The 12683-nt window shown below is 65.3% G+C and carries 11 protein-coding genes; 6 read left to right on the forward strand and 5 right to left on the reverse strand.

Annotated elements, in window-relative coordinates; all coding sequences use genetic code 11:
- The 3 genes from E3O67_RS07400 to E3O67_RS07410 all read right to left on the reverse strand — a co-directional run.
- Window positions 1-378: biotin/lipoyl-containing protein (locus E3O67_RS07400; RefSeq protein WP_304999314.1), on the reverse strand; the 378-nt coding region annotated here is incomplete at its 3' end.
- A 70-nt stretch (window positions 379-448) separates the two neighbouring features.
- Window positions 449-1819, reverse strand: a complete 1371-nt coding sequence (gene lpdA / locus E3O67_RS07405) for a dihydrolipoyl dehydrogenase (protein ID WP_135102371.1) — start codon at window positions 1817-1819, stop codon at window positions 449-451.
- 100 nt (window positions 1820-1919) lie between these two features.
- Entirely contained in the window at window positions 1920-3407 is a 1488-nt protein-coding gene (locus E3O67_RS07410; protein ID WP_135102372.1) for a leucyl aminopeptidase, read from the reverse strand.
- Between the two features lie 95 nt (window positions 3408-3502).
- Between E3O67_RS07410 and E3O67_RS07415 the strand changes: the two genes are divergently transcribed.
- From E3O67_RS07415 to E3O67_RS07435, 5 genes are all read left to right on the forward strand, one after another.
- Window positions 3503-4426 carry a proteasome assembly chaperone family protein gene (locus E3O67_RS07415; RefSeq protein ID WP_134429218.1) on the forward strand — a complete coding sequence of 308 codons (924 nt, stop codon included), beginning with the start codon at window positions 3503-3505 and terminating at the stop codon, window positions 4424-4426.
- 51 nt (window positions 4427-4477) lie between these two features.
- Window positions 4478-5812: a nitrate/nitrite transporter gene (locus tag E3O67_RS07420; RefSeq protein WP_135102373.1), complete on the forward strand. Its 1335-nt coding sequence runs from the start codon at window positions 4478-4480 to the stop codon at window positions 5810-5812.
- 230 nt (window positions 5813-6042) lie between these two features.
- Window positions 6043-7356 (forward strand): RNA polymerase sigma factor, encoded by a 1314-nt coding sequence (locus E3O67_RS07425; RefSeq protein WP_134429222.1) that lies wholly within the window; start codon window positions 6043-6045, stop codon window positions 7354-7356.
- A gap of 101 nt (window positions 7357-7457) precedes the next feature.
- Window positions 7458-8633, forward strand: coding sequence for a MurT ligase domain-containing protein (locus tag E3O67_RS07430; RefSeq protein WP_134429224.1), 1176 nt, complete (start codon window positions 7458-7460; stop codon window positions 8631-8633).
- Window positions 8630-9358, forward strand: coding sequence for a type 1 glutamine amidotransferase (locus E3O67_RS07435; protein WP_135102374.1), 729 nt, complete (start codon window positions 8630-8632; stop codon window positions 9356-9358). Before E3O67_RS07430 ends, E3O67_RS07435 begins: the two co-directional genes overlap by 4 nt.
- A 58-nt stretch (window positions 9359-9416) precedes the next feature.
- Here the strand turns inward: E3O67_RS07435 and E3O67_RS07440 are convergent, their stop codons facing one another.
- Window positions 9417-9653 (reverse strand): hypothetical protein, encoded by a 237-nt coding sequence (locus tag E3O67_RS07440; RefSeq protein ID WP_134429228.1) that lies wholly within the window; start codon window positions 9651-9653, stop codon window positions 9417-9419.
- A 171-nt stretch (window positions 9654-9824) separates the two neighbouring features.
- Here E3O67_RS07440 and E3O67_RS07445 point away from each other — a divergent pair, with 171 nt between their 5' ends.
- Complete coding sequence (locus E3O67_RS07445; protein ID WP_135102375.1) at window positions 9825-11906, forward strand: type IIA DNA topoisomerase subunit B; 2082 nt, start codon at window positions 9825-9827, stop codon at window positions 11904-11906.
- Between the two features lie 18 nt (window positions 11907-11924).
- On the opposite strand, the gene E3O67_RS07450 is transcribed toward E3O67_RS07445, so the two are convergent.
- A complete protein-coding gene (locus E3O67_RS07450; protein WP_135102376.1) occupies window positions 11925-12623 on the reverse strand; it encodes an SDR family oxidoreductase in 699 nt (232 codons plus the stop codon).
- Window positions 12624-12683 lie beyond the last annotated feature (60 nt).

Consider the following 12683-nt stretch of genomic DNA (forward strand, 5'->3'; position numbering starts at 1 on the left):
CGCGACGGGCTCGGGTGCGGCCACCGGTGCCGGCGCTTCCGCGACGGGCTCGGGTGCGGCCACCGGAGCCGGCGCTTCCGCGACGGGCTCGGGTGCGGCCACCGGAGCCGGCGCTTCTGCGGCCGGAGCGGCAGCGGCGGAACCGTCACCGATCATGACCAGGGCGGTTCCGACCTCGACGGTCTCGTCTTCCTGCACCAGGATGGCTTCGATCACTCCGGCAATGGGGGACGGAATTTCAGTGTCCACCTTGTCGGTCGATACCTCGAGCAGCGGCTCGTCGACTTCGACGCGGTCTCCCACGTTCTTCAGCCAGCGGGTGACCGTACCCTCGGTGACACTCTCACCGAGTGCCGGGAGGTTAACGGATTCGCTCATGCGATTGTCTCCTTCAAAGCCATTTGTCTGTAATTAGAGAAGTGAATGTCTGAATGCCGAAGTTCGGCGACTACGCGTGCAGCGGCTTGCCGGCCAAAGCCAGGAAGGCCTCGCCGAGTGCCTCGTTCTGGGTGGGGTGCGCGTGCAGGAACGGGGCGATGTCCTCCGGGTACGCCTCCCAGTTGACAACCAGCTGTCCCTCGCCGATCAGCTCGCCGACGCGGGCGCCGATCATGTGGACGCCGAGGATGGGGCCGTCCTTGACTCGGACGAGCTTGATGGAACCGCTCGTACCGAGGATGGAGCTCTTGCCGTTCCCTCCGAGGTTGTACTCGAAGGTTGAGACCTGGTCGGCGCCGAACTTCTCGGCAGCCTTGGCCTCCGAGTAGCCGACGGAGGCGATCTCCGGGTCGCAGTAGGTGACCTTGGGAATGTTGAGGTCGTCGACGACGATGGGGTTGAGTCCGGCGATCTCCTCTGCGACGAAGATTCCCTGCTGGAATCCGCGGTGCGCGAGCTGCAGGCCGGGAACAATGTCGCCCACGGCGAAAACGCCGGGGATGTTGGTCGCGAGGCGCTCGTCGGTCAGGACGAAGCCACGGTCCATGGTGACGCCGACCTCTTCGAAGCCGAGTCCAGCGGTCGACGGCCCACGGCCGACGGCCACGAGCAGGATCTCCGCTTCGATGATGGTGCCGTTCTCCAGAGTGACGACGACGCCGTTCTCGTGCTGGGTGACGCTCTGGAACCGGACGCCGAGCGAGTACTCGATGCCGCGCTTGCGGAAGGCGCGCTCGAGCTGCTTGGAGATGGACTCTTCCTCGTTGGGAACCAGGTGGGGAAGGGCCTCGATGATCGTCACGTCCGCGCCGAAGGATTTCCAGACGCTCGCGAACTCGGCGCCGATGACACCGCCGCCGAGTACGGCGACCTTCTTGGGGACGAACTCGAGTTCGAGGGCGTGCTCGCTGGTCATGACACGGCCGCCGATGGCGAGCCCCGGCAGGGAGCGGGAGTAGGAACCCGTAGCGAGGACGATGTTCTTACCCACGATGGTGTCGGCACCGACCCGCACCGTGTTCGGTGAAATGAGGCGACCTTCGCCCTCGATCACGGTGATGCCGCGCGACTTGATCAGCCCCTGCAGTCCTTTGTACTTTGACGCCACGATGTTCTTGCGGAACACGTTCACGGCGGGCATGTCGATGCCCTCGAACTGCGTCTTGACTCCGTATTTCGCGGCCTCGCGGCTGACGTCAGCCACCTCGGCCGAGTGAAGGAGTGCCTTGGTCGGTATGCATCCAAGGTGCAGACAGGTTCCCCCGAGTTTGTCTTTTTCGATCAGGCCAACGGTGAGGCCGAGTTGAACGGCCCGCAGTGCAGCCGCGTAGCCGCCGCTTCCGCCGCCGAGAACGACAAGGTCAAACTTCTGTTCCGACACCCAGATACTCCCTTATGCATCACAACCCGGTCTGCCCATCGCGACGTTGCGCATCCGGGCAGGCGAAGAGTGGGCGAGATTTCTCGCCCACTCGACTGTACTACGGGCGCGAAAAGTCCTCTGCCAGTCGCAATAGTGTCCGAACCGAGATTCCGGTCGGCCCTGCGTTCGTGAATCCCCACCCGCCACCGGTGTTGTGGGCCGGTCCGGCGATGTCCAGATGGGCCCACGGGATTGTCTCGGCGGCGTCGCCGTCGCCGCGACTCCCGATGAACTCCTGTAGGAAGACCCCGGCGAGCAGCATGCCGCCGTGAGCGCTGCCGATTTTCGCGTTGGCGATATCGGCGATATCAGAGTTGAGTAGCGGACGCAGTTCCTCGGGGAGCGGCATCGGCCACACCAGTTCACCGACGGACTTACTGGCGTTCAACACACGGGCGACAAGGGCATCCTCACCCATGGCGGCGTAGTAGCGAGTGCCGAGTGCGACGAGGGCGGCGCCGGTCAGCGTCGCCACATCGACAATCGCATCAGGGCCCTCTTCGCCGGCCGCGACGAGACCGTCGGCGAGAACCAGACGACCTTCCGCATCCGTGTTCAGCACCTCCACCGTGCGGCCACCGCGAATCCGCAACACGTCGTTGGGCCGGATGGCCGAGCCGGACGGCATGTTCTCCGCGATGCACAGCCAGGCGGTGATGCGCACGTCGAGGCCCAGACGGGCGGCCGCCAAGGTCACGGCCAGAACGGTTGCCGCCCCGGTCATGTCGTATTTCATCCCGACCATGGATGCTGGCGGCTTGAGGGACAGTCCGCCTGTGTCGAAGGTGATGCCCTTGCCGACGAGGGCGAGATGCTGCGTCGCGCCGTCCGGGCTGTAACTGACCTTGACCAAGCGGGGAGGACGAGTGGAACCCTGGCCGACGCCCGCAATCCCACCGAAGCCATCCGCGGCAAGTTCCTTCTCGTCCCAGACCCGCACGTCGACGGGCAGGCCGGCCGCGGCGTCCGCGGCCTTCCGCGCGAAGGATTCGGGGTAGAGATCGAGCGGAGGCATGTTGACCAGGTCCTTGACCAGGCTGACGGCCTCTGCGATGACTCCGACGCGGACGGCGGCTCCCTCCGGCTCCGCGGCGGCATGCACCGTGATCTGCTGCGCGGGCACCTTGGTCGCGGCGAGCGAGCTCTGCCGGTAGGCGGTGAAGGAGTACGCCCCGAGCGCGGCGCCCTCCAGGACGGCCTCCGTCTCATTGTCCGTCGTCGTTGGAAAGGCGAATGCGACCGAGGTGACCCCGGTCAGTTGGCGGACAGCTGATCCGGCGGCGTGGCGCAGAGCGTCGACCGTAGCCTTCTTGCCGAGTCCGACGACGGCGATGCTGCGCGCACTGCCGATCGAGGCGGGCATACGCGTCACCTGGTCTCTGCCGCCCGTGATGCCCAAGGGGGCGAGTTGGTCGGCGAGGCCGGCGAAAGCGGGGTCGGCGAACAGAGTGGCGGAGTCACCGGACTGGAGCGCCCCAACAATGAGAACGTCCACCTCCGATTCGACGGCAGGTCCTGTGGATACGGTCAGGCGAGGTGCGTTCATCCCCCGATCGTACGCTCCGGGTGTGTTCGCTCTCGGCATCACGGCGGCGTCGCCTATTCCAGCACGCCTCGGAAATTGGCGCTTACAGTTAACGGATGCTGGATCCAGGTGACATTTACGAGCTGACTGCGGACGCGGAGAACGTCCCGGAGGGGCTCCACCTTGTCGCGGGTCTGACGGGCTTCGCGGATGCCGGTGGCGCAGTCTCGCAGTTCACGGAGTATCTTCTGGAGACCCTCGACCACACCGTCGTCGCAACCTTCGACGCCGACGTCTTGCTCGACTACCGTGCGCGCCGGCCGGTCATCCATTTCGACCAGGACCACCTCACCGACTACCAGCCTCCCGCTTTGCGGGTGTACCAGGCCAGGGACGAGATCGGCCAGGCGTTCCTGCTCCTAGCCGGCTACGAACCGGACTTCCGCTGGGAACAATTCACCGCAGCGGTGCTCCAACTGGAACGCCGTTTCAAGGTGGTCTCGACGACCTGGGTGCACGCGATACCGATGCCGGTCCCGCACACCCGCCCGATCGGCGTGACCGTCAGTGGAAACCGATCCGATCTGGTCGAGAGCATGTCGGTGTGGCGTCCCAACACCCAAGTGCCGGCAAACGCGCTTCACCTGATGGAATATCGACTCCAGGAGAGTGGCGCCTCTGTCGTCGGGTTCGTGCTGCTGATCCCGCACTATCTCGCCGACACGGAATTCCCCCTCGCCGCGCTGGCGGCGCTGGACAGCACGAGTGCCTCCACCGGACTGATCTTCCCCACCGATCGAGTGCGCGAGAAGAACCGCGATTTCGTCGGCCGCATCGACGAGCAGGTGCAGGACAACCCCGAACTGTTCAAGCTGGTTGGGACGCTCGAGGAGCGCTACGACGCCTACATGGAGGGCAGCACGTTGCGCTCCCCGTTGACCGACGAAGCCGGCGAGTTGCCCAGCGCCGATGAGATCGCCGCCGAGCTGGAGAACTTCCTCGCCACCCGACGCAGCCGAGACGACGGTTCGCCCGCCTGACGCCGACCGCTCCGTCGATGCGGGCCGCCGGGCGCGGGTAAGTTGGGGGCAATGAACTCCCGCCGATCCTGGTTGATCTTTTACGTCGGATCGTTCGCGTACCTCTCTGCCGTCCTCCAGCGCTCATCCCTCGGCATCGCCGGGGTCGCGGCCACCGAGCGCTTCGGTGGATCCGCATCGCTGCTGTCCAGCCTCGCCGTGGTGCAGCTCGCTGTCTACGCTGCGGCGCAGGTGCCGGTGGGCGTGATGATCGATCGGTACGGGGCCCGGGTGCTGGTGGCCACCGGGACGGCGCTGATGATCGTCGGCCAGATCACGCTCGCTTTAGCCCCCGACATTTCGATTGCCGTGCTGGGACGCATCCTCGTCGGTGCCGGCGACGCCGCCATCTTCATTTCGATGATTCGTCTCATCGCATCGTGGTTTTCGGGACGCATCGTCCCGCAGCTCTCACAGTGGCTGGGAAACATCGGTCAACTCGGCCAGGTGCTGTCCGCCGTCCCGCTGGCCTGGGTGCTGCACACCTGGGGTTGGACACCGACGTTCCTCTCCGCCGCCTCAGTTGCCGCGGTGGCCCTCGTCGTGGTCCTCGTCGTCGTGAAGGACCAGCCCGACCGCGCATCCCTGGAGAACAGGACGACCAGCTGGCATAGCGCGCTCCTGCAGCTCAAACACAGTTTCAAACGGCCCGGCACGCAACTCGGCTTCTGGTCGCACTACGTGACGCAGTCCTCCGGAACCGTCTTCACCCTTCTCTGGGGTTTCCCATTCATGGTGTCGGGACTCGGCTACGAACCGTCCCTCGCCGCGGCGATGCTCATGGTCCTGGTAGGCGCCGGCATGGTCTGCGGGCCGATCCTCGGGATTCTGACGGCACGCTTTCCGCTGCGCCGCAGCAACATCGTGTTGAGCGTCGTGGCGCTGATGGGAGCGGCCTGGGCAGCGGTATTGCTGTGGCCGGAGCAGCCGCCGTTCTGGCTGATGGTGGTGCTGCTCGTCGCCCTCGGCATCGGAGGCCCCGGATCGCTGATCGGTTTCGATTTCGCGCGAACCTTCAATCCCCAGCGCAGCCACGGATCCGCGAACGGCGTCGTCAACGTCGGCGGCTTCACTGCCAGTTTCGTGATGGTCTACCTGATTGGGCTGCTTCTCGATCTTCAAGACGGCTGGCGGACTTCCGGAGGCGAGGCGAGCGATCTGTACTCGCTGGATTCCTTCCGGGTCGCGTTCTCCGTGCAGTTCCTGGTTGTGGGACTCGGCGTGATCTTTCTGCTGCACGCCCGCGCCCGCACCCGCAGTCAGCTGTCCCGTGACGAGGGAGTGGAGGTTGCGCCGCTCTGGGTCGCCGTGGCGCGGGCATGGCGTCGCGGGCAGCGGCCCGAATAGCTGCGCGTCTGGCTTGTCTCATACACAAAGCATGCAATAATTGTCAATAGGGCCCGTTCTGGTCCTGGGAGCAACGACAGCAGTGTCGGTGTGAATAGCCCGGGACTTGACATGGGTCCTAGTACTGCCCAAAATCCACACTGCTCAGGCCGCTTCCCGCCAGATCCATTCGGTCGGGACCCGCCTGGCAGCGCCGCAGGCTCCCGGGCCACGGCATGAGAGGTGTTCGAATGGCAACCCGCACAAAAATCGAGCAGACCGAAGAGCCCACCGCGAGCACACCTGAGGCTCCGGACGCAGCTGCGCCGGCGCCCAAGGCCGCCGCCGTGAAGAAGCCGACCAAGGCGGCCCTGGCCAAGGCCGCGGCTGCGGCTGCGGCTGCGGCTGCGAACGGTGAAGAGAAGCCCGCACCGCGCAAGCGCGCCGCCAGCACCAAAGCCAAAGCCAAGCCGGCGTCCGACGAGCACGATGAGGCCGGGCACGGCGATGACGCGGATGCCGACGACGACTCCGACGAAGCCAAGAAGAAGCGTGCAGCATCGGCCGAAGCGCTGCCGAGTGGTGCTCTGGTGCTGTCTCTCGTCGACGACGACGACGAGGTGCCGGTTTACTCCAGCGCAATCACCGGCGCGACGGCCGACCCAGTCAAGGACTACCTGAAGCAGATCGGCAAGGTCGCCCTGCTGAACGCCGCCGAAGAGGTCGAGCTCGCGATGCGAATCGAAGCGGGGCTGTTCGCCGAGGACAAGATGTCCCAGATGACCGATTCCGAGAAGAAGAGCGCCCTCGGCCGCGAACTCCTGTGGGTCGCCAAGGACGGCGCCCGCGCCAAGAGCCACCTCCTGGGTGCCAACCTGCGCCTGGTCGTCTCGCTCGCCAAGCGCTACACGGGCCGCGGAATGCAGTTCCTCGACCTGATCCAGGAGGGCAACCTGGGCCTGATCCGTGCGGTCGAGAAGTTCGACTACACCAAGGGCTTCAAGTTCTCCACCTACGCCACCTGGTGGATCCGTCAAGCGATCACGCGTGCCATGGCCGACCAGGCCCGCACGATCCGCATCCCGGTGCACATGGTCGAAGTCATCAACAAGCTGGCCCGAGTGCAGCGCCAGATGCTTCAGGACCTCGGCCGGGAGCCCACGCCGGAAGAGCTGAGTCGCGAACTAGACATGACGCCGGAGAAGGTTGTGGAGGTTCAAAAGTACGGCCGGGAACCCATCTCCTTGCATACTCCGCTCGGCGAAGACGGCGACAGCGAATTCGGCGACCTGATCGAGGACACGGAGGCCGTCGTCCCCGCTGACGCGGTCGGGTTCACCATGCTGCAGAAGCAGCTTGAGAGCCTGCTCGACTCGCTCTCCGAGCGCGAAGCCGGCGTCATCCGAATGCGCTTCGGCCTCGGCGACGGCATGCCGAAGACTCTCGACCAGATCGGCGACACGTTCGGCGTGACGCGGGAGCGCATCCGTCAGATCGAGTCGAAGACCATGGCCAAACTGCGTCACCCCTCACGGTCGCAGTCCCTACGCGACTACCTCGAATAGAGATCGGTTTGCGCTACGCGCCGGCGATTCTCCTCGGACGAGTCGTACGGAAACTGGCCCGATGGAGGAAGCCGGGCGGCGGATCCGCGATCCCCGGCCTCGTGGTCAACAGGATCGCACCTGGGTTCCTTCCCCGCACCCTCAACAGCTTCCCCGGTGGACTGGTCATCGTCACCGGGTCAAGCGGCAAATCAACCACGACCAAAATGCTGGTCGCGGCTCTCCGCGCTCACGGCATGGTCGTCTTCACCAACCAGTCCACGGCCAACATAAGTCAGGGTCTGACCTCGGCGCTGCTCGAGCAGGCGAGCCTGAGCGGCCATATCGCGGGCGACATCGCCGTGCTGGAGATGGATGAGGGCCATGGCGCCCTCATCTCCGGTTCGCTGACGCCGCGCGTAGTAGCTTTGACGAACGTCATGGTCGACCAGATCGATCGGTTCCATGACTCGGACATGGTCGCGGCGATGCTCGCGAAGATCGCCGCCAGAGCTACCGGAACCGTCGTGATCAACGCGGACGATCAGTACCTGACCGCCCTGGCCGCTCGCCTCGACGGCACCTCTGCAATCGCTCGCTACGGAGTTTCCGCAGAAGTTCTCGCTGCCAACCCGCGGGGCCTCGGCTACAGTGCGACCACCACTTCCCGGCTGGACGAGGGAGAGGGGATGCTTCTCACTTCGGTGCACGGACGCCGCGCGACCGTGAGCATTGCGGGGGTGGGGTACCCGATCGGGTTGCCCGCCCGCGGCACGCACTATGCCGTGGACGCCTTGACCGCGCTGAGCACAGCGCGGGCCGCACTCGGTGGACGCTTCGATCCAGTGCTGGCCATCGGTGCCATTTCGGCCATTCCTCCGGTCTTCGGCCGTGGCGAGATCGTCACGGTCCGGGGTCGGCAGGTCGAATTCGTGCTGGTGCAGAATCCGGCCAGTTTCCAGTTGAACGTCGACAGTCTCGAACCGGGGACCGATCAGATCCTCATCGCAATCGGGTCCGACGTGCGCGACCCGTCGTACTTCTGGCCCGTGAACACCTCGAGCCTGGGCCGGGTCCGCATCGCGTCCGGATCGAAGGCGCAGGACATCGCCCTTCAGCTTGTCTACGACGACGTGGTCGTCGACCGCATCGAGTCGGACCTGGGCCTGGCCCTGGACGAGTTCCTGGCGCTGCCGGAACCACTCACGGGTTTGAAAACGATCATTTTCTCCGCGGACTCCATGCGACGCACCAGGGCACACCTGGGGCTCGTCACCAACAAGGAGGAGCAGGAATGACCCGTCCGCTCTCGATCGTGTCACTGCTACCCGAACTCCTCGGTACCAACGGCGATGCCGCCAACGCCCGCGTTCTCGCCCAGCGGGCTCGGTGGGCCGGTGTTGAGGCCGCCGTGGTGGAGGTGCGTTCCTCGGCTGATCTGCCCGACCAGGTCGACGCCGTCATCGTCGGATCGGGCTCCGACGCCGATCTGGTGCGCGCCAGGGACATCCTGGCGACGATGACCACGGAGTTGCGCACCTGGGCCACTGCGGGTGTCCCGATCCTCCTGGTCGGAACCGGCTGGGAACTCCTGAGCTGGGGCATAGAACTCGGCGACGGAACCGTCGTCGAGGGGCTGGGCATCCTGGCCGGTCGCGCTGTGCCGATGCCGGCACGCGCCACGGATGACATCGTGGTCACCTCCCGACACGGCCGGCTGATCGGTTTTGAGAACCATTCCCGCCACTACGTCGGCGCCGAGGCGTCGCCGCTCGGCCAAGTGCTTTACGGAACCGGCAATGGCGCGGGTTCCGAGGGACTCGTCATGGGCAGCGTCGTCGGTACTCATCTGCACGGGCCTGTGCTCGCCCGAAATCCCGGTCTTGCCGACCACCTCCTGCGCACTGCTCTGGTGCGCATCGGACACGAATACCGTCCCGGCGGACATTCGTCGGCCGCTGACGACATGGCAAAAGCCGCACGCAACCAGGTTGCGGTACGGCTCGGACTTCCAACAGAGTAGCGGCCTGACTCGGCGGGGCGCAAAGCAACCGAAGCTGCTGTGCGCCCCGCCGATTCCGTTAGGAGCGCTGATCCTCGAGGAGGCGGCTCGACTCGTCGTGCCAGCTCTCCGCGATGGCGGCGAGCTTCTCCTGGTGCTTGCGACCGTGGTGTGCACAGAACAACAGCTCGCTGTTGTTCACGACCACACGGATGTAGGCCTGAGCCCCACACGCATCACAGCGGTCTGCCGCGGTGAGCTGGTGGGGAGCCTTCTCTTGGTTGATGGCACCATTCTCGGCTGCGATCTGGGACATGGTTTCCTCCTCCAGACTGATACCAACTGATACCAATTTAACCTGTACTCCATGGAAACACGGTCCGGCGCGGATATCGAGTCGGGGGACCGCTATTTCGCTCACCGCGTAGTGCACTTCGATCGGGTGTCGACGTCTGGCGGGGAGCGCCGACCGGTATTCTTGACTGTTGTGAGTTCTTCTGATTATTCCGCCCGCCACCTGTCTGTACTCGAAGGGCTGGAAGCGGTTCGCAAACGTCCGGGCATGTACATCGGGTCCACCGACTCGCGGGGGCTCATGCACTGTCTCTGGGAGATCATCGACAACTCGGTCGACGAGGCGTTGGGTGGATTCGGCAGCAGCATCGATATCGTGCTTCACGCGGACGAGAGCGTCGAAGTGCGCGACACGGCCCGCGGTGTGCCGGTTGACATCGAGCCCAAAACGGGACTGACCGGGGTCGAGGTCGTCTTCACCAAACTGCACGCGGGCGGCAAGTTCGGCAGCGGGTCGTATGCGGCGTCCGGCGGACTGCACGGTGTGGGGGCATCCGTTGTCAACGCCCTGTCCGAACGTCTCGACGTCGAAGTCGACCGAGACGGCAAGACCTGGGCAATGTCCTTCCACCGTGGCGAACCGGGGATCTTCGCGGATTCGGGCGAGAAGAGCCCCGACGCGCCCTTCACACCCTTCGAGAAGCAGAGTGAGCTCCGCGTCATCGGCAAAGTCAAGCGTGGCGTGACCGGCACGCGAGTGCGGTACTGGGCCGACCGCCAGATCTTCACCAAGGGCGCGGCATTTCAAACCGAGGAATTGCTCGAACGGGCGCGCCAGACGGCCTTCCTCGTGCCGGGCCTGGGGATCGAGATCGCGGACCAGCGCACTGACGTGCACGTGCTCGAGTCCTTCAAGTTCGAGGGTGGGATCTCGGAGTTCGTCGACCACCTCGCCACCGACAGCCCGATCACCGACACCTGGCGCCTCACCGGCAATGGGACCTTCCGGGAGACCGTCCCGGTTCTGACCCCCACGGGCGCCATGGTGCCCACCGAGCTGGTCCGGGACTGCGCCGTGGATATCGCCCTTCGCTGGGGGACAGGGTACGACACCGTCGTCCGCAGTTTCGTGAATATCATAGCCACGCCGAAGGGCGGAACGCACCAGGCCGGTTTCGACGCGGGCCTGCTCAAATTTCTCCGTGCCCAGGTTGAGTTGAACGCCCGTCGACTCAAAATGGGGTCCGACAAGCTGGAGAAAGACGACGTGATGGCCGGCCTCACCGCAGTGCTCACCGTGCGGCTGCCCGAGCCTCAGTTCGAGGGGCAGACCAAGGAGGTGCTCGGCACACCCGCGGTTCGCGCCATCGTCGCCAACGTCGTCGCCCAGGCCATGAACGAGCGTTTCGTGTCGACGAAGCGGGACGACAAGATGCAGGCCGCGGTCGTGCTGGACAAGATCGTGGCCGAGATGAAATCGCGCATCTCGGCTCGTGCCCACAAGGAGACCCAGCGCCGCAAGAACGCACTGGAGAGTTCGTCTCTACCCGCAAAACTGGTCGACTGCCGCAGCAACGACGTGTCGACGAGTGAACTCTTCATCGTCGAAGGAGACTCCGCACTGGGAACAGCCAAGCTCGCTCGGGATAGTGAACACCAGGCGCTCCTGCCCATTCGCGGCAAGATCCTGAACGTGCAGAAGGCATCCGTCGCCGACATGCTGTCCAACGTCGAGTGCGCATCGATCATCCAGGTAATCGGCGCCGGTTCCGGCCGGAGTTTCGACCTGTCCGCCGCCCGCTACGGCAAGGTCATCATTATGAGCGACGCGGACGTGGACGGCGCGCACATCCGGACGCTGTTGCTCACCCTGTTCTTCCGCTACATGCGCCCGATGATCACGGAGGGCCGCGTTTTCGCGGCCGTCCCGCCACTCCACCGGGTCGTGGTGATGAACCCGGGGACGAAGCCTAATGAAACCATCTACACCTATTCGGAGGTCGAACTTCAGGCCGTCCTTGCCGGCCTCAAAAAGAGCGGAAAGCGCTATCAGGATCCGATCCAGCGGTACAAGGGTCTGGGCGAGATGGATGCCGACCAGCTTGCGACAACGACGATGGAGCGGGCGCACCGCACTCTGCGCCGGGTGAGGGTCGCCGACGCCGAGATGGCCGGAAACGTTTTCGAACTCCTGATGGGCAACGACGTCGCCCCGCGCAAGGAATTCATCATCGAAAGTTCGGACAAACTCAGTCGCGACCGCATCGACGTGTGATGACCCGGGCCGGGCGTCTCACGATTGGAAGGACGTGCTCGCCAGGTCCCGCTCGCCGTTGATGATGGCGTCGACGACGCGCTGGGCAACGACAACGGGGGAGTAGCCGGCCGGCAGGCGCGGGGCGGTCCCTTGGATCGGGTGAGTGGAGAGTTCCGTCTCGGTATGGCCGGGCCGGGCGTCCAAGATACGGATGCCGCTGCGGCGCAGTTCCCGGCCGGCGGCCTGTCCGAAGGCCGCGAGGGCGGCCTTGGACGCCGAGTAGGCGGCGAGATTGGCGGTCGGGCTTTCGCTGACGACCCCACTGAGCGTGACGACGAAGGGGTCGCGGCCCTGCTCGGCGGATTCGGTCAGCGCGAATCGGGCGGCCCGCAGCAGGCGGATCGGCGCCAGCGTGTTCAGGGCGAACAGCTCCGTGAGCGTTTCGTCACTCACCTCCGTCGCGGGCCCGAACGCGACAACCCCCGCGGCGTTGATGATGCCGTCGAGCCGCCCGTTGACTCGAATCGACTCGGCGACGAGAGCCGTAATCGCCTCCGGGTCGGTCAGGTCGGCGGCGAGACGGGTCCCGGGGATCGACAGCGCCTCAAGTTTCGCCTGGTCGCGCCCGCTCAGGACGAGTCGGGCGCCTCCGGCAGCCAGAAGTCGGGCGATTTCACGTCCCAGACCCCCCGAGGCGCCGAGGACGAGAATGGCGGAGTCGTCGCGGTGTGTCATTTCGCCACCATAACCCACCACCCTGCGCCCTGTCCTGCGGTTCCTGCTGGAGACAGCGCG

Origin of the sequence: Cryobacterium sp. TMT3-29-2, assembly GCF_004564305.1 — a bacterium.
GTDB lineage: Bacteria > Actinomycetota > Actinomycetes > Actinomycetales > Microbacteriaceae > Cryobacterium > Cryobacterium sinapicolor.

Excerpts from the sequence above, each read along its gene's own strand:
- E3O67_RS07410 (WP_135102372.1), bottom strand. The coding sequence starts at position 3,407 with ATGAACGCACCTCGCCTGACCGTATCCACAGGACCTGCCGTCGAATCG.
- E3O67_RS07415 (WP_134429218.1), top strand. The coding sequence starts at position 3,503 with ATGCTGGATCCAGGTGACATTTACGAGCTGACTGCGGACGCGGAGAAC.
- E3O67_RS07420 (WP_135102373.1), top strand. The coding sequence starts at position 4,478 with ATGAACTCCCGCCGATCCTGGTTGATCTTTTACGTCGGATCGTTCGCG.
- E3O67_RS07425 (WP_134429222.1), top strand. The coding sequence starts at position 6,043 with ATGGCAACCCGCACAAAAATCGAGCAGACCGAAGAGCCCACCGCGAGC.
- E3O67_RS07435 (WP_135102374.1), top strand. The coding sequence starts at position 8,630 with ATGACCCGTCCGCTCTCGATCGTGTCACTGCTACCCGAACTCCTCGGT.
- E3O67_RS07440 (WP_134429228.1), bottom strand. The coding sequence starts at position 9,653 with ATGTCCCAGATCGCAGCCGAGAATGGTGCCATCAACCAAGAGAAGGCT.
- E3O67_RS07450 (WP_135102376.1), bottom strand. The coding sequence starts at position 12,623 with ATGACACACCGCGACGACTCCGCCATTCTCGTCCTCGGCGCCTCGGGG.